The sequence below is a fragment of the Streptomyces sp. NPDC056580 genome (assembly GCF_042793175.1).
Taxonomy (GTDB): domain Bacteria; phylum Actinomycetota; class Actinomycetes; order Streptomycetales; family Streptomycetaceae; genus Streptomyces.
Genome location: NZ_JBHTVE010000008.1, coordinates 212,326 through 227,982 on the forward strand (window position 1 = coordinate 212,326; position 15,657 = coordinate 227,982).

11 protein-coding genes are annotated in these 15,657 nt (G+C 68.8%); 10 read left to right on the forward strand and 1 reads right to left on the reverse strand.

Annotated elements, in window-relative coordinates; genetic code table 11:
* Nucleotides 1-254 precede the first annotated feature (254 nt).
* From ACFQ9Z_RS19760 to ACFQ9Z_RS19790, 7 genes are all read left to right on the forward strand, one after another.
* On the forward strand, nucleotides 255-2,489 hold the full coding sequence (locus ACFQ9Z_RS19760) for an ABC transporter substrate-binding protein (protein ID WP_383019193.1): 2,235 nt from the start codon (nucleotides 255-257) through the stop codon (nucleotides 2,487-2,489).
* 232 nt (nucleotides 2,490-2,721) lie between these two features.
* Nucleotides 2,722-4,629, forward strand: a complete 1,908-nt coding sequence (gene typA, locus ACFQ9Z_RS19765) for a translational GTPase TypA (protein WP_383019199.1) — start codon at nucleotides 2,722-2,724, stop codon at nucleotides 4,627-4,629.
* A 404-nt stretch (nucleotides 4,630-5,033) separates the two neighbouring features.
* The gene (locus ACFQ9Z_RS19770) at nucleotides 5,034-6,080 is read left to right on the forward strand and encodes an ABC transporter permease (RefSeq protein ID WP_383019204.1); all 1,047 of its coding nucleotides are present in this window, start codon (nucleotides 5,034-5,036) and stop codon (nucleotides 6,078-6,080) included.
* A gap of 103 nt (nucleotides 6,081-6,183) precedes the next feature.
* Nucleotides 6,184-7,980, forward strand: a complete 1,797-nt coding sequence (locus ACFQ9Z_RS19775; RefSeq protein ID WP_383019208.1) for an ABC transporter substrate-binding protein — start codon at nucleotides 6,184-6,186, stop codon at nucleotides 7,978-7,980.
* Nucleotides 7,981-8,079: 99 nt separating this feature from the next.
* Nucleotides 8,080-9,057 carry an ABC transporter permease gene (locus tag ACFQ9Z_RS19780; protein WP_383019212.1) on the forward strand — a complete coding sequence of 326 codons (978 nt, stop codon included), beginning with the start codon at nucleotides 8,080-8,082 and terminating at the stop codon, nucleotides 9,055-9,057.
* A 15-nt stretch (nucleotides 9,058-9,072) separates the two neighbouring features.
* Nucleotides 9,073-10,134 (forward strand): ABC transporter ATP-binding protein, encoded by a 1,062-nt coding sequence (locus ACFQ9Z_RS19785; RefSeq protein ID WP_383019216.1) that lies wholly within the window; start codon nucleotides 9,073-9,075, stop codon nucleotides 10,132-10,134.
* A gap of 13 nt (nucleotides 10,135-10,147) precedes the next feature.
* A complete protein-coding gene (locus ACFQ9Z_RS19790) occupies nucleotides 10,148-11,269 on the forward strand; it encodes an ABC transporter ATP-binding protein (RefSeq protein ID WP_383019222.1) in 1,122 nt (373 codons plus the stop codon).
* Here the strand turns inward: ACFQ9Z_RS19790 and ACFQ9Z_RS19795 are convergent.
* Entirely contained in the window at nucleotides 11,266-12,006 is a 741-nt protein-coding gene (locus ACFQ9Z_RS19795) for a class I SAM-dependent methyltransferase (protein ID WP_383019226.1), read from the reverse strand. The genes ACFQ9Z_RS19790 and ACFQ9Z_RS19795 overlap by 4 nt on opposite strands.
* A 120-nt stretch (nucleotides 12,007-12,126) precedes the next feature.
* On the opposite strand from ACFQ9Z_RS19795, the gene ACFQ9Z_RS19800 reads away from it, so the two are divergent.
* From ACFQ9Z_RS19800 to ACFQ9Z_RS19810, 3 genes are read left to right on the forward strand one after another with little or no spacing between them, the layout of a single operon-like run.
* On the forward strand, nucleotides 12,127-13,746 hold the full coding sequence (locus tag ACFQ9Z_RS19800; RefSeq protein ID WP_383019230.1) for an ABC transporter substrate-binding protein: 1,620 nt from the start codon (nucleotides 12,127-12,129) through the stop codon (nucleotides 13,744-13,746).
* 7 nt (nucleotides 13,747-13,753) lie between these two features.
* Nucleotides 13,754-14,677, forward strand: coding sequence for an ABC transporter permease (locus ACFQ9Z_RS19805; protein ID WP_383019236.1), 924 nt, complete (start codon nucleotides 13,754-13,756; stop codon nucleotides 14,675-14,677).
* Nucleotides 14,670-15,650, forward strand: a complete 981-nt coding sequence (locus ACFQ9Z_RS19810) for an ABC transporter permease (RefSeq protein ID WP_383019239.1) — start codon at nucleotides 14,670-14,672, stop codon at nucleotides 15,648-15,650. The genes ACFQ9Z_RS19805 and ACFQ9Z_RS19810 overlap by 8 nt, the downstream gene beginning before the upstream one ends.
* Nucleotides 15,651-15,657 lie beyond the last annotated feature (7 nt).

Below are 15,657 nucleotides of genomic sequence, written 5' to 3' on the forward strand. Positions count from 1 at the left end.
TTGGGCGGCGACGTTCATGCGCCTTGGAGTGTTGCGCGTCACACCTGGGGCTGTGAAGAGATGTGCACCGATTGGCCGAGGCGTACGGATGCACATTCGGTGTGTTGCGCCGCACGGGTGGGGTTCGTGTCCGTCGCCGCCGTGTCGCCCGCTGTTGCCGGATCCTTTCCTCTTCAGTGGGCGCATAGATCTGATCAGCTCCATATACCGCCAAAAGTGATCATAACGCCCGCGGCTTCCCGGAGGTAGCAGAGATGTCCCAGCATGGCGTCGGCCTGCGCGCGGTCCTGCGCCCGGCCGTCTTCCTCACCGCGGGCGCCCTAGCGGTGCCGCTCCTGGCGGGCTGCGGCTCCGACGAGGAGGCGAGCCGTCCGCTGGCGGGACCGGACATCGGCCTGGTCACCCGCGACAAGGTCGCCGACGGCGGCACGCTGAAGTGGGCCGTGGACGCGGTGCCGGAGACCCTGAACACCTACCAGGCCGACGCCGACGCGGGCACCACCCGCGTCGCGCAGGCCGTGCTGCCGTCGATGTTCCGGTCCGACGCCAACGGCCGTCCGGTGGCGAACCCCGCCTACCTGGAGTCGGCCAAGGTCATCGAGACCGAACCGCGCCAGGTGGTGCTCTACAAGCTGAACCAGCAGGCGGTGTGGAGCGACGGCCGGGAGATCGGCGCCGCCGACTTCGCCGCCCAGTGGCGCGCCCTGTCCGGCAAGGACAGCGCCTACTGGACCGCCCGCAACGCCGGCTACGACCGCATCGAGAAGATCGAGCGCGGCTCCGGCGACCTGCAGGTCCGGGTCACCTTCTCCCGCCCCTACGCCGACTGGAAGTCGCTGTTCTCCCCGCTGTACCCGAAGGACGTCATGGGCACCCCCGACGCCTTCAACGACGGCGCCCGCCGCAAGCTGAACGTCACCGCCGGACCCTTCAAGGTGGACAAGGTCGACACCGCCAAGAAGGACGTCGTCCTGACCCGCAACCCGCGCTGGTGGGGCAGCCCCGCCAAGCTCAACGAGCTGGTGCTGCACGCGGTGGACCGCGACAAGCGGGTGGCCGCGCTCGCCGACGGGACCGTGCAGCTCGCCGACATCGACGCGGCCGACGCCGAGCGCATCAAGGCGGCCGGCGGCTCGGCCGGCTCCCCGCTGCGGGGCGGCGGCAAGACCTCGGTGAGCAGGCTGCGGTCCTGGGCGCTGGCGCACGGCTTCGGCGCCGAGCAGGTGAAGGCAGGCCCGAAGAAGCTGCGCAAGGCGATCACCCGCTACCTGGAGCAGCAGCAGGAGCTGCGCGCCTTCGGCGTCCGCAAGTCGCTGGAGCCCGCCTACACCCAGCTCGCCCTCAACGGCGCCGGCGCCATGCTCGCCGACGAGCGGGTCCGCCGGGGCGTCGCCCGCGCCCTGGACCGGGAGGAACTGGCCAAGGTCGTGCTGACCCCGCTGGGCCTGCCCGCCGTGCCGGTCGGCAGTCACCTCGCCCTGTCCGGGCAGGACGCCTACGCGGACGGCAGCGGCGCCCTGGGCGGCCCGGACGTCAAGGAGGCGCAGGCGCTGCTCACGGACGCCGGCTGGGTGGCCGGCGGACCGGTGAAGGAGCAGAAGCGGTCCGAGAAGGCGGCCGGCGCCGAGCGGGACAAGGGCGAGAAGGGGGAGAAGAGTGAGAAGGGTGAGAAGAGTGAGAAGAATGACAAGGAGGAGAAGTCGGACGGCGGCGACGACGGCGAGTACATCGTCGGCGAGGACAACAAGGGCAAGCAGCACGAGTCGGCCGAGGAGCGGCGCGAGAGGGGCGACGAAGGCGGCAAGCACCTCGCCCAGGACGGCCGGCAGTACCCCGGCACGGAGCTGAAGCACGGCAGCGCGCCGGGCGCCTACGCGCCCCGGGGCACCGCCGCCCCGGCCGGCGCCGTGGCCGCGCCGCTGGCCAAGGACGGCAAGGCGCTCGACCTGCGCTTCGTGCTGCCCTCGGGCCCGGGCTCCGAGACGCTGGACACCGTCGCCGCCCGGATCTCGGCGATGCTGGCGAAGGTCGGCATCCGCACGACGGTCACCAAGGTCTCGGACGAGAGCTACTTCAAGGACCACATCGCCTCCGGCGACTACGACCTGGCGCTGTACTCGTGGCCGTCGTCCGCCTTCCCCGCCACCGACGCCCGGCCGATCTACGGCAAGCCGATCCCGGCCGCCGACGGCTCGGTCAACATCGAGCAGAACTACACCCGGGTCGGCACCGACCAGGTCGACCAGCTCTTCGACCAGGCCGCGGCGACACTGGACGAGGACGAGGCCCGCGACCTGATCCGCAAGGCGGACTCGCGCATCTGGGCGGCCGCCGCGTCCATCCCGCTCTACCAGCGGCCCGAGCTGGTCGGTGCGCGCAAGGACGTGGTCAACGCCGGGGCGTTCGGCTTCCGGACGCCGGTCTACGAGGACATGGGCTTCCTGAAGAAGGGTGCGAAGATCGCGCCCGGCCCGACCGCGACGAAGTGAGACCCGGCCTGTCCGGAGGGTGAACCGGAGCCCGTCCGGAGGGTGAACCGGAGCCCGTCCGGAGCGTGAACCGGAACCGTCCGGCTCCCGTCCCCGTGGCCCTGCGGAGGCCTCAGCCCGCAGGGCCACGTACCATGGGGTGAGGCCGTGGCGTGTCCAGCCCGGCAGGGCCCGCGCATCAACACCGACGTCCGCGCAGGGCAATCCTCATACTCCGGGAGTACGCCGCAATATGGCCACGCGCCACGACATCCGTAACGTCGCCATCGTCGCCCACGTCGACCATGGCAAGACCACCATCGTCGACGGCATGCTGAAGCAGGCCGGCGCGTTCGCCGCCCACCAGCTCGACCAGGTGGACGACCGGGTCATGGACTCGAACGACCTGGAGCGTGAGAAGGGCATCACGATCCTCGCCAAGAACACGGCGGTGAAGTACCACCCCAAGGACGGGGGGGACCCGATCACCATCAACATCATCGACACCCCCGGCCACGCCGACTTCGGCGGCGAGGTCGAGCGCGGTCTGTCGATGGTCGACGGCGTGGTGCTCCTCGTCGACGCCTCCGAGGGCCCGCTGCCGCAGACCCGCTTCGTGCTGCGCAAGGCGCTCCAGCAGCGCCTGCCCGTCATCCTGTGCATCAACAAGACGGACCGCCCGGACTCCCGGATCGACGAGGTCGTCAACGAGACCTACGACCTGTTCCTGGACCTGGACGCGGACGAGGACCAGATCGAGTTCCCGATCGTCTACGCCTGCGGCCGTGACGGCGTCGCCTCGCTGACCAAGCCGGACGACGGCACGGTCCCGGCCGACAGCGACAGCCTTGAGCCGTTCTTCTCCACCATCCTGGAGCACATCCCGGCCCCCACCTACGACGAGGCCGCCCCGCTCCAGGCCCACGTCACCAACCTCGACGCCGACAACTTCCTCGGCCGCATCGCGCTGCTCCGCGTCGAGCAGGGCGAGCTGCGCAAGGGCCAGACCGTCGCCTGGATCAAGCGCGACGGCTCCGTCAGCAACGTGCGCATCTCCGAGCTGATGATGACCGAGGCGCTCACCCGCAGGCCCGCCGAGGTGGCCGGCCCCGGTGACATCTGCGCCGTCGCCGGCATCCCGGACATCATGATCGGTGAGACGCTGGCCGACACCGAGAACCCGGTACCGCTGCCGCTGATCACGGTGGACGAGCCCGCGATCTCGATGACGATCGGTACCAACACCTCGCCGCTGGTCGGCCGGGGCGGCACCGGCAAGGGCGCCGACGCGAAGGCGGCCGTCAAGGACCGCAAGGTCACCGCGCGCCAGGTGAAGGACCGCTTGGACCGCGAGCTGATCGGCAACGTCTCGCTGCGCGTGCTGGACACCGAGCGCCCGGACGCCTGGGAGGTCCAGGGCCGCGGTGAGCTGGCGCTCGCCATCCTGGTCGAGCAGATGCGCCGCGAGGGCTACGAGCTGACCGTCGGCAAGCCGCAGGTCGTCACCAAGGACGTCGACGGCAAGGTCTACGAGCCGGTCGAGCGCATGACGATCGACGTGCCCGAGGAGCACATGGGCGCCGTCACGCAGCTCATGGGCGTGCGCAAGGGCCGGATGGACAACATGTCCAACCACGGCTCGGGCTGGGTCCGCATGGAGTTCGTCGTGCCGTCCCGCGGTCTCATCGGCTTCCGTACCGAGTTCCTCACCCAGACCCGCGGCACGGGCATCGGCCACTCCATCCACGAGGGCTTCGAGCCCTGGTTCGGCACCCTGACGACCCGCAACAACGGCTCCCTGGTCGCCGACCGCTCCGGCGCCGTCACCGCCTTCGCGATGACGAACCTCCAGGAGCGCGGCGTGCTCTTCGTGGAGCCGGGCACCGAGGTGTACGAGGGCATGATCGTCGGTGAGAACTCGCGCTCCGACGACATGGACGTGAACATCACCAAGGAGAAGAAGCTCACGAACATGCGGTCCTCGTCGGCCGACTCGTTCGAGGCGATCGTGCCGCCGCGCAAGCTGTCGCTCGAGCAGTCCCTGGAGTTCTGCCGCGACGACGAGTGCGTCGAGGTGACCCCGGAGGCGGTTCGCATCCGCAAGGTGAACCTGGACGCCCGCGAGCGCGCCCGCGCCGCGAGCCGCGCCAAGCACGGCTGACGCCCGCGCCCGAAGCCCATGGAGCCCGGTCCTCCACCATCTGGAGGGCCGGGCTTTCGGTCTGTATGTCCGCACCCGGCACGGGTAGCGGTGCGGTGACCGTTTCGCCCGGCAAGCCGCCGGTACCGAGTGTTCGGATAGCGGGGACAAGCGCGTCAAGTTTCGGACATGTAACGAAAAAAAAGTAACGAGCTGTCCGATTTGCCGAGAACCCTCTGGTCGTGTCAAGCGCGCACAGGTGTCGATCTCTGCAATTTTTGCTCAAAATAATGACGGTAGGGAGATCCCTATGTCTTCCGCCCTTGACGCGCGTTGAACGCATTGGCGAAAGTTCCCCCAAACCGCAGAACTCTCCGGTATCTGCGCTGCGCTCAGCTCTCCAACCCCCCGGGGGAAGAACTCACATGTCCAGTCCTGCCAAGGCTGAAGGCTCCGGGCCGTCGGTTGCCCTGGAGCCCGAACTCGAGCCGGCTCCTGCGCCCGCCAAGGGCGAGACCACGCTCGAGGGTCGCTCTCCCGGCCAGTTGATGTGGCAGCGCTTCAAGCGTGACCGTACCGGTGTCATCTGTGCGGCGATAGTGATTTTGTACTTCGTCATCGGTCTGGCCGCGCCGCTGCTGACCAAGCTCAGCGGGACGGACCCGTACACCCTGTACGGCCAGGACCCGACGTACCAGGACTCGCCGGTCCTCGACGACTTCGGTCTGCCGCTCGGCTACTTCGGCGGTCTGTCCGGGTCGCACTGGTTCGGCGTCGAGCCGCAGTACGGCCGCGACGTGTTCGCGATGCTGGTGTACGGCATGCGGACCTCGCTGTTCATGGCACTGGGCATCACGGTCCTGATGATGGTGACGGGTGTCATCCTCGGTCTGATCGGCGGCTACTTCGGCGGCAGGACCGACTACTGGATCGGCCGCGTCACCGACTTCTTCCTCGCTTTCCCGCAGCAGCTGTTCTTCATCGCCTTCATGCCCGTGGTGACCGCGTTCTTCGTGGACCCGCGCGAGGAGACGCCCACGTACCTGCGAGCCGTCGCGATGCTCATCGTGCTCTGGCTCCTCGGCTGGATGGGCATGGCCCGTCTGGTGCGCTCGACCGTGCTGTCGCTGCGCGAGCGTGAGTTCGTGGAGGCCGCGAAGGTCTCCGGCGCCTCGCCCTGGCGGATCGTCCGCAAGGAGATCCTGCCGAACGTGGTGACGCCCATCCTGGTGCAGTTCACGTACACGCTGCCCAGCACCATCCTCACCATCGCGTTCCTGTCCTTCGCGGGCGTCGGCTTCGTCGAGCCGACCCCGGACTGGGGAAAGCTGTTCGCCAACGGTGCCAAGTACACCGAGCAGGACCCGGCGTTCCTCTTCTTCCCCGGTCTCGCTTTGGTGATCTTCGTCCTTGCCTTCAACCTCCTCGGAGACTCGGTACGGGACGCGTTCGACCCCAAGTCCGGGCGGTAGATCGTCCGCTTGTGGGGGGATGACTGCCACCCCCGGAGCCGGCCTACCAGCCGCGTCAGGCAGTACTCAGGAATAACAACCGACAGGTAGGTGCATTCGCCTCATGAAGTCGTTCAGCTCGCGCAGAGCGCAGGCCATCGTCGTCGCGTTCGCGGCCGGCTCCCTCGTGCTCACCGGATGCTCCGAGAACAAGGGCTCCAACACCGGCGCGGACTCCAAGAAGGACCAGAAGGAAGCCTCGGTCCAGTCGAAGGCGGTCACCTACGCCGACGCCGCCGGCTCCACCGGTCCGGCCGAGGACATAGCCGGAGCCCAGAGCGGCGGCACCATCACGGTCTACCAGGAGGCGGGCCTCTCGCACCTGGACCCGGGCCAGATCTACGTCTCCGACGCCGGTCAGGTCGCCAACCTGCTCTTCCGCCGCCTGACCCAGTTCAAGGAGGACGACAAGGGCAACGTCTCGGTCGTGGGTGACCTCGCGACCGACTCGGGCAAGTCGTCGGACGGCGGCAAGACCTGGACGTTCACCCTCAAGGACGGCGTCAAGGACGCCAAGGGCAACGCCATCACGTCCGCCGACGTCCGCCACTCCGTCGAGCGCCTGTACGCGAAGTTCATCTTCGACGGCCCGACCTACCTGCAGAACTGGCTGAGCGGCGCCAAGTACCGCGACGCGCTGCCCAAGGGCGGCTTCGACGGCAAGCACCTGCCGAAGTCCGTCCTGGACACCCCGGACGACAAGACCGTCATCTTCCACTTCGACACCCCGCGTCAGGACCTGCCGCAGACGCTGGCCATGGCCGGCTACGCGATCGTCCCGGCCAAGGACGACACGAAGGAGAAGTACGACTCGGCCCCGGTCGCCACCGGTCCGTACAAGGTCCAGTCGTACAAGAACGGCAAGTCCCTGGTGCTCGTCAAGAACACCAACTGGGACCCGAAGACCGACTCCGTGCGCCACCAGTACGTGGACGGCTTCAACTTCCAGTTCGGCGTCACCGAGTCGACCCAGACCAAGCGTCTGATCGCCGACCAGGGCAGCGACAAGAACGCCATCCAGTTCACCGGCGGCGTCGAGGCCACGCAGATCCAGGACGTCATCAAGAACCCGTCGGTCAACAAGCGCACGGTCAAGGGCTACCAGCCCTACGTGATGCAGCTGACCTTCAACCTGGACCGCGTGAAGAACCTGAAGGTCCGCCAGGCCATCACCTACGCGCTGAACTCCAAGTCGCTCATCGCCGGTGAGGGCGGTGTCTACGGCGGCGACGTGGCCCCGAACTACTTCGCCCCGACCCTGCCCGGCTACGAGGCCGGCTACGACCCGTACGGCCGTCTGAAGACGCCGCAGGGCAACATCGCCAAGGCCAAGGAGCTCCTCAAGGGCGTCCCGGCGGCCGAGAAGAAGGTCGTCTTCGCCTACGGCAACAGCGAGAACGGCCAGAAGCGCAAGGTCGCCATCGAGGACGCCCTCTCCAAGGTCGGCTTCGACGTCGTCTCCAAGGAGGTCGACGCGGCGAGCTACTACGAGCAGATCGGCAAGCTCAAGAACCCGTACGACATGTACGTCACGGGCTGGGGCCAGGACTGGCCGTCGCCGTCCACGGTCGTCACCCCGATCTACGACGGTGACCAGGTCGCCGACGGTTCGTCGAACTACTCGCACGTCAACGACCCGAAGGTCCAGGCGCTGATCAAGAAGGCGCTGAACGAGAAGCCCGAGCAGGCCGCGGCCACCTGGAAGGAGGCGCAGCACTACCTGCTGGAGAAGATCGTGCCGGCGGCTCCGCTGTGGTACACCAAGCAGTTCCAGCTCTCGGGTTCGAACGTGGGCGGCACCCGCTACAGCTCGGTGTCGAGCCTCCTCGACATCAACCACCTGTTCCTGAAGAAGTCGTAACTCTCTACGGCTGAACGCGGGGACGCGCACCAGGCGGAGCGCGTCCCCGCACCTCCGTGAAACCTTCCACTCGTCTCCGCAGAGAGCAGCCCTCCCGCCATGCTTCAGTTCATCATCCGGCGCACGGTCGGCGCCCTGGTCACCCTGTTCCTCATCGGCGCCGTCACGTTCTTCCTGTTCGTAGCCGCGCCATCCGATTACGCCTCTCTGGCCTGTGGCAAGGACTGCTCTCCCCAGCGGCTGGAGGACATCCGCCAGGCCCTCGGGCTCAACCTCCCGATCGCCCAGCAGTTCTGGGACTTCATGTCGGGCATCTTCGTCGGCCGTGACTTCCCGACCGGTCACTGCGGCGCCCCGTGCCTCGGCCAGTCGTTCTACTCGGGCGACATGGTCTGGTCGACGATCATGGACCGCTTCCCGACCACGCTGACGCTCACCGCCGGCGGTGCGGTCGTCTTCCTCGTGGTGGGCGTGGGAGCCGGCATGATCGCCGCGTACAAGCGCGGCTCCGTGGTCGACAAGGTCGCCACCGGCGCCTCGATGGTGCTCAGCTCGTTCCAGATCTACCTGCTCGGCCCGATCGTCCTGTGGATCTTCGTCTACAGCACGGGCTGGATGGAGAACCCCGCGTACGTCCCCATCACCCAGGACCCCGTGGGCTGGTTCACCGGCATGCTGCTGCCCACCCTGGTGATGGCCACCATCTTCACCGCGCAGTACACCCGTATGGCGCGCTCCTCCATGATCGAGCAGCTCGCCGAGGAGCACGTGCGCACCGCCCGCGCCAAGGGCATGTCGCGCAAGTACGTCTTCTTCCGCTACGCCTGGCGTGGCGCGCTCATCCCGATCGTCACCGTCCTCGGCATCGACCTCAGCAGCATGCTGGGCGGCGCCGTCGTCACCGAGCTGACCTTCTCGCTGCAGGGCATCGGCCGCCTCGCCGTGGACGGCGCGATCCACAAGGACCTCCCCATGACCATGGGCGTCATGCTGTTCGGTGCCTTCTTCATCCTGATCTTCAACATCCTCACCGACATCGCGTACGCCTGGATCGACCCGCGCGTCCGGCTCTCCTAGGAAGAACGAACCACCGTGACCACACTGACCAAGACCGAGGACGCGTCGGCCCCGACCGGTCCGGAGAGCTTCCTCTCGGTGCGCGATCTGAAGGTGCAGTTCTCCACCGAGGACGGCATCGTCAAGGCGGTCGACGGCCTCTCCTTCGACGTCGAGCGCGGCAAGACCCTGGGCATCGTCGGCGAGTCCGGCTCCGGCAAGTCCGTCACCAACCTGACGATCCTGGGCCTGCACAACCCCCGGAGCTCCAAGATCGACGGGGAGATCGTCCTCGACGGCAAGGAACTCGTCACCGCCAGCGAGCGCGAGCTGGAGCGGCTCCGCGGCAACAAGATGGCGATGATCTTCCAGGACCCGCTGACCGCCCTGTCGCCGTTCTACACGGTGGGCCGCCAGCTCTCCGAGCCGTTCATGAAGCACCGCGGCGCCTCCAAGAAGGAGGCCAGGGACCGGGCCATCCAGATGCTGGAGAAGGTCGGCATCCCGCAGCCCAAGGTGCGCTTCGACGACTACCCGCACCAGTTCTCCGGCGGTATGCGCCAGCGCGCGATGATCGCCATGGCGCTGATGTGCGACCCCGAGCTGCTGATCGCCGACGAGCCGACCACCGCGCTCGACGTGACCGTGCAGGCGCAGATCCTCGACCTGCTGAAGGACCTCCAGCAGGAGTTCGGCTCCGCGATCATCTTCATCACCCACGACCTGGGCGTCATCTCGCACATGGCCGACGACCTGCTGGTGATGTACGCGGGCCGGGCCGTGGAGCGCGGCAGCGTCCGCGAGGTGCTGCACGAGCCGAAGCACCCCTACACCTGGGGCCTGCTCAGCTCGATGCCGCGCCTGGACAGCGACCTGGACCAGCACCTGACGCCGATCCCCGGCACCCCGCCCTCGCTGCTCAACCCGCCCGCCGGTTGCCGCTTCCACCCGCGCTGCGCGTTCCGGGAAGAGGTGCCTGGCAACCTCTGCTCGGAGGTGCGGCCGCCGCTGGGCGAGGGTCGCGCCGCCGCGTGCCACCTGACGGACGAGCAGAAGCAGACCATCTTCATCGACAAGATCCAGCCCCGGCTGCGCTAGGGAGAACCGAGACATGAGCGACAACCTCACCCTCCCGGCACAGCAGGGCACCTCCGGCACCCCGGCGGAGACGCTTCTGGAGGTCAAGGGCCTCACGAAGCACTTCCCGATCTACGGCGGCTTCCCGATCAAGCGGAAGGTCGGCGCGGTGCAGGCCGTCGACGGCATCGACCTCACGGTCGGCGTCGGCGAGAGCGTCGGCCTGGTCGGCGAGTCCGGCTGCGGCAAGTCGACCACGGGCCGGCTCATCACCCGGCTGCTGGAGCCGACCGCCGGCTCGATCACCTACGCCGGGCAGGACATCACGCACGCCTCGCGCCGGCAGATCGCGCCCGTGCGGTCCGAGATCCAGATGATCTTCCAGGACCCGTACTCCTCGCTGAACCCGCGGCAGACCGTCGGCTCGATCATCAAGTCGCCGATGGAGGTCAACGGGATCGAACCGGAGGGCGGCCGGGAGAAGAAGGTCCGGGAGCTGCTGGAGCTCGTCGGCCTGAACCCGGAGCACTACAACCGCTTCCCGCACGAGTTCTCCGGCGGTCAGCGCCAGCGCATCGGCGTCGCCCGCGCGCTGGCCCTGAACCCGAGGCTGATCGTGGCGGACGAGCCGGTCTCCGCGCTGGACGTGTCCATCCAGGCGCAGGTGGTCAACCTGCTCCAGGAGGTCCAGAAGGAACTCGGCATCGCCTTCCTGTTCATCGCGCACGACCTCGCCGTGGTGCGGCACTTCTCGCAGCGCGTCGCGGTCATGTACCTCGGCAAGGTGGTCGAGGTCGGTGACCGCGAGTCGATCTACAACCGGCCGCGTCACCCCTACACGCACGCCCTGCTGTCGGCCGTGCCGGAGGTCGGCGTCGACGGGGACACCGCGGACCGGGAGCGCATCCGCCTCGCCGGCGACGTGCCCTCGCCGATCCACCCGCCGTCCGGCTGCCGCTTCCGCACCCGGTGCTGGAAGGCGCAGGACAAGTGCGCGACCGAGGAGCCGCCGCTGGTGCAGCTCTCCGGCAACCGCGCGGGGCACCTGACGGCCTGCCACTTCCCGGAGGACCCGACGACCGAGGCCCGTGACGAGGACATCGTCATGGACCCGGCGCTGGTGGCGCTGGAGGAGAGCGAGACCCCGCAGGCCTAGGGGGCGGCCCGGGCCACGGTGATGATCTCTGGGGCGGCGGGGGCCAGCGGCCCCCGCCCCCAGTCCCCGTAGCGCTCGGCGACGGTCAGCCCGGCCTCGGCGAGGAAGCCGTCCAGGGCGTCGGCGTCCAGGAACCGCAGGGTGCTGCGGCACACCAGCGGCTGGTCCCACCGCGCGCCCGCGTAGGTCTCAGTGAATCCGAGCCGGTCCCCGACGGGGGCCGGCTCGGCGTCGTGCCACACCCGTACGATTCCGCCGTCCCCGTCGGGGATCTCGTACACCTTCTCCGGCGTCCAGCGCTCCCAGGCGCGGGCCGCCGGATTCCGCGTCTCGAAGACGAACCGGCCGCCCTCGGCGAGCGCCCGCCGGGCCCCGCGCAGACAATTGCGCACGTCCTCGTCGCCGAGCAGTTCCTGGAAGGCGTGACCGGTCATCACGACCAGGTCGAACGCCCCTTCCCAGTGGTGCGTCGTGAAGTCCCCGAGCACCCATTCGGCCCCGGGTTCGGCCCGCCGCGCCTGTACGAGCATGGCGGCGGCCGGATCCAGGCCGGTGAGCCGGCCCCGGTGGCCCGCGGCCCGGGCGGCGCGCAGCAGCCGGCCGGTCCCGCAGCCCACGTCGAGCACTCTCTCCGCCTCCGTGACGAACCCCAGATAGAAGTCGTCGGAGGGGCCCCAGGCGTTCAACTTGTCGTACAGAGAAGCGAGTTCCACGTCGGCGAATACGCGATCGACCATGCCGTGAGTCTGCCTGCTGATCCGCCGACCAGTAAGCGGATCCGGGAATCCATCACGAGCCGTGCGTTTTGTATGCCTTTTCGTGTGATATGTCTGATTGCGTATCAGGAGGAGGTGCCGATGCGCGGAGCCGGGCGCGCCCGACGGGCCGCGGGCGCGGTGGTACTGGCCCTCGCCGCGACGGCGTGCGGGAGCGGCGCGGGCGCCGGCGGCGCCGGGGTGCTGACCTCCTCCTGGGGCGACCCGCAGAACCCGCTGGAGCCGGCCAACACCAACGAGGTGCAGGGCGGCAAGGTGCTCGACATGATCTTCCGGGGCCTGAAGCGGTACGACCCGAGGACCGGCCAGGCCAAGGACATGCTCGCCGAGAGCATCGAGACCACCGACTCGAAGAACTTCACGGTCAGGGTCAGGGACGGCTGGACCTTCTCCAACGGCGAGAAGGTGACCGCGAAGTCCTTCGTGGACGCCTGGAACTACGGGGCGAGCCTGCGCAACAACCAGAAGAACGCGTACTTCTTCGGGTACATCGAGGGCTACGGCAAGGTCCACCCCGACAGCGGGAAGCAGACCGCGGACACCCTGTCGGGGCTCCGGGTCACCGGCCCCCTGAGCTTCACCGTCCGGCTGGGCCAGAAGTTCTCCAGCTTCCCCGACACCCTCGGCTACGTCGCCTTCGCCCCGCTCCCGAGGGCGTTCTTCACCGACCACGCGGCCTGGGTGAGCAAGCCGGTCGGCAACGGGCCGTACCGGATCCGCTCGTACACCAAGGGCTCCGCCATGGCCCTGGAGAAGTGGGCCGCCTACCCGGGCCCGGACCGGGCCCGCAACGAGGGCGTGAGCCTGCTGGTCTACACGGACAACAACACCGCCTACACCGACGTGCTGGCCGGCAACCTCGACCTGGTCGACGACGTGCCCGCCACGCAGCTCAAGAACGTGCGGACCGATCTCGACGGCCGCTACATCAACACCCCGGCCGGCATCCTGCAGACCCTCGCCTTCCCCTTCTACGACCATAGGTGGAACACCGACGGCGCCCGGAAGGTGCGCACCGGCCTGTCCATGGCGATCAACCGCGCGCAGATCACCCGGACCCTCTTCCGCGGCACCCGCACCCCCGCCACCGACTGGACCTCCCCGGTCCTCGGCCCGAAGGGCGGCTACCAGTCCGGGCTGTGCGGCCACGCCTGCGACTACGACCCCGCGGGCGCCAGGAAGCTGATCCAGGAGGGCGGCGGGATCCCCGGCGGGCAGCTCAAGATCACCTACAACGCCGACTCGGGCTCGCACAAGCAGTGGGTGGACGCCGTGTGCAACTCCATCAACAACGCCCTCGGCAACGACCGGGCCTGCGTCGGCAACCCGATCGGCACCTTCGCCGACTTCCGCAACCAGATCGCCCGGCACAAGATGCCCGGTCCCTTCCGGGCCGGTTGGCAGATGGACTACCCGTTGATCCAGAACTTCCTGCAGCCGCTGTACTACACGGGCGCCTCCTCCAACGACGGCACCTGGTCGAACAAGCGGTTCGACCGGCTCGTCGACCGGGCCAACGCCGAGACCGACACCGCCCGCTCGGTCGCGCTCTTCCAGCAGGCCGAGGGCGTGGTGCGGGACAACATGGCCGCCATCCCGCTGTGGTACCAGAACGGCAGCGCCGGCTACTCGGCGCGCCTGTCCCACGTGGCGCTGAACCCCTTCAGCGTCCCGGTCTACAACGAGATCAAGGTCGGCTGAGCGCGTCATGGGGCGCTACGTCGTGCGGCGGCTGCTGCAGATGGTCCCGGTGTTCGTCGGGGCCACGCTGCTGATCTTCCTGATGGTGAACGTCATGGGCGACCCCGTCGCCGGCCTGTGCGGCGAGCGGAGCTGCGACCCGGCGACGGCGGCCCAGCTCAAGAGGGAGTTCGGCCTCGACAAGCCGCTCTGGCAGCAGTACCTGACCTACATGGGGAACGTCTTCACCGGTGACTTCGGGACGGCGTTCAACGGCCAGCCGGTCACCGAGCTGATGGCGACGGCGTTCCCGGTCACCATCCGGCTGACGATCGTCGCGATCCTCTTCGAGATCGTCGTCGGCATCGTCCTGGGCGTGGTGACCGGGCTGCGGCGCGGCCGGCCCGTGGACACCTCGGTGCTCGTCCTCACCCTCGTGGTCATCGCCGTCCCCACCTTCGTCACCGGTCTGCTGCTCCAGCTCCTGCTGGGCGTCGAGTGGGGCTGGATCAAGCCCTCCGTCTCCCCGGCCGCGGCCTTCGACGAGCTGATCGTGCCCGGCCTGGTCCTCGCCTCCGTCTCCCTCGCCTACGTCACCCGGCTGACCCGCACCTCCATCGCCGAGAACAAGCGGGCCGACTACGTGCGCACGGCCGTCGCCAAGGGCCTGCCCCGGCACCGGGTGATCACCCGGCACCTGCTGCGCAACTCCCTCATCCCCGTGGTCACCTTCATCGGCACCGACATCGGCGCGCTGATGGGCGGCGCCATCGTCACCGAGCGGATCTTCAACATCCACGGCGTCGGCTACCAGCTCTACCAGGGCATCCTGCGGCAGAACACCCAGACGGTCGTCGGCTTCGTGACCGTGCTCGTGCTGGTCTTCCTGGTCGCCAACCTGCTGGTGGACCTCCTGTACGCGGTACTCGACCCGAGGATCCGCTATGCCTGAACGGCGACGGGAGCAGGACGGAGCGATCGCCGGAACCGGCATGGGAGGCGCCATGGACCTGGCGGCGAGCGAGGCGACGACACTCGAGGGGGCCCCGGGCGGCCCCGGGGGCGCGAAGGACACCGGCAAGCCGCGTTCGCTGTGGTCCGACGCCTGGCGGGACCTGCGCCGCAACCCCGTCTTCCTGGTCTCCGCCCTGGTCATCCTCTTCCTGTTCTTCATCTCCCTGTGGCCCTCGGCGATCGCGCCCGGCAGCCCCCTGAGCTGCGACCTGGCCAAGGCCCAGGACGGTCCGGGGCCGGGCGCCCCCTTCGGGTACGACGGCCAGGGCTGCAACGTCTACACCCGGACCGTGTACGGCGCCCGTACGTCCGTGACGGTCGGCGTCTGCGCCACGCTCGGGGTCGCGCTGCTCGGATCGGTGCTGGGCGCCCTGGCCGGGTTCTTCGGGGGAGCGTGGGACGCGGTGCTCTCCCGGGGCACCGACATCTTCTTCGCCATCCCGGTCGTCCTCGGCGGTCTCGTCCTGCTCTCCGTGGTCACCAGCAACACGGTCTGGCCGGTCATCGGGTTCATGGTGCTGCTCGGCTGGCCGCAGGTCTCCCGGATCGCGCGCGGCTCGGTCATCACCGTCCAGCAGAACGACTACGTGCAGGCCGCCCGCGCCCTCGGCGCCTCCCACTCCCGGATCCTGCTGCGGCACATCGCCCCGAACGCCGTCGCCCCGGTCATCGTCGTCGCCACCATCGCGCTCGGCACGTACATCGCGCTCGAGGCGACCCTGTCCTACCTCGGCGTCGGCCTCAAACCGCCCAGCGTCTCCTGGGGCATCGACATCTCCGCCGCCTCTCCCTACGTCCGCAACGCCCCGCACGCGCTGCTGTGGCCCGCGGGAGCCCTCGCCGTCACGGTCCTGGCGTTCATCATGCTCGGCGACGCGGTGCGCGACGCCCTCGACCCGAAGCTGAGGTGACGCACGG

What these genes read in the sequence shown, in the direction of transcription:
- ACFQ9Z_RS19760 (WP_383019193.1), top strand. Translation starts at nt 255, where the DNA reads ATGTCCCAGCATGGCGTCGGCCTGCGCGCGGTCCTGCGCCCGGCCGTC.
- typA (WP_383019199.1), top strand. Translation starts at nt 2,722, where the DNA reads ATGGCCACGCGCCACGACATCCGTAACGTCGCCATCGTCGCCCACGTC.
- ACFQ9Z_RS19770 (WP_383019204.1), top strand. Translation starts at nt 5,034, where the DNA reads ATGTCCAGTCCTGCCAAGGCTGAAGGCTCCGGGCCGTCGGTTGCCCTG.
- ACFQ9Z_RS19775 (WP_383019208.1), top strand. Translation starts at nt 6,184, where the DNA reads ATGAAGTCGTTCAGCTCGCGCAGAGCGCAGGCCATCGTCGTCGCGTTC.
- ACFQ9Z_RS19780 (WP_383019212.1), top strand. Translation starts at nt 8,080, where the DNA reads ATGCTTCAGTTCATCATCCGGCGCACGGTCGGCGCCCTGGTCACCCTG.
- ACFQ9Z_RS19790 (WP_383019222.1), top strand. Translation starts at nt 10,148, where the DNA reads ATGAGCGACAACCTCACCCTCCCGGCACAGCAGGGCACCTCCGGCACC.
- ACFQ9Z_RS19795 (WP_383019226.1), bottom strand. Translation starts at nt 12,006, where the DNA reads ATGGTCGATCGCGTATTCGCCGACGTGGAACTCGCTTCTCTGTACGAC.
- ACFQ9Z_RS19800 (WP_383019230.1), top strand. Translation starts at nt 12,127, where the DNA reads ATGCGCGGAGCCGGGCGCGCCCGACGGGCCGCGGGCGCGGTGGTACTG.
- ACFQ9Z_RS19805 (WP_383019236.1), top strand. Translation starts at nt 13,754, where the DNA reads ATGGGGCGCTACGTCGTGCGGCGGCTGCTGCAGATGGTCCCGGTGTTC.
- ACFQ9Z_RS19810 (WP_383019239.1), top strand. Translation starts at nt 14,670, where the DNA reads ATGCCTGAACGGCGACGGGAGCAGGACGGAGCGATCGCCGGAACCGGC.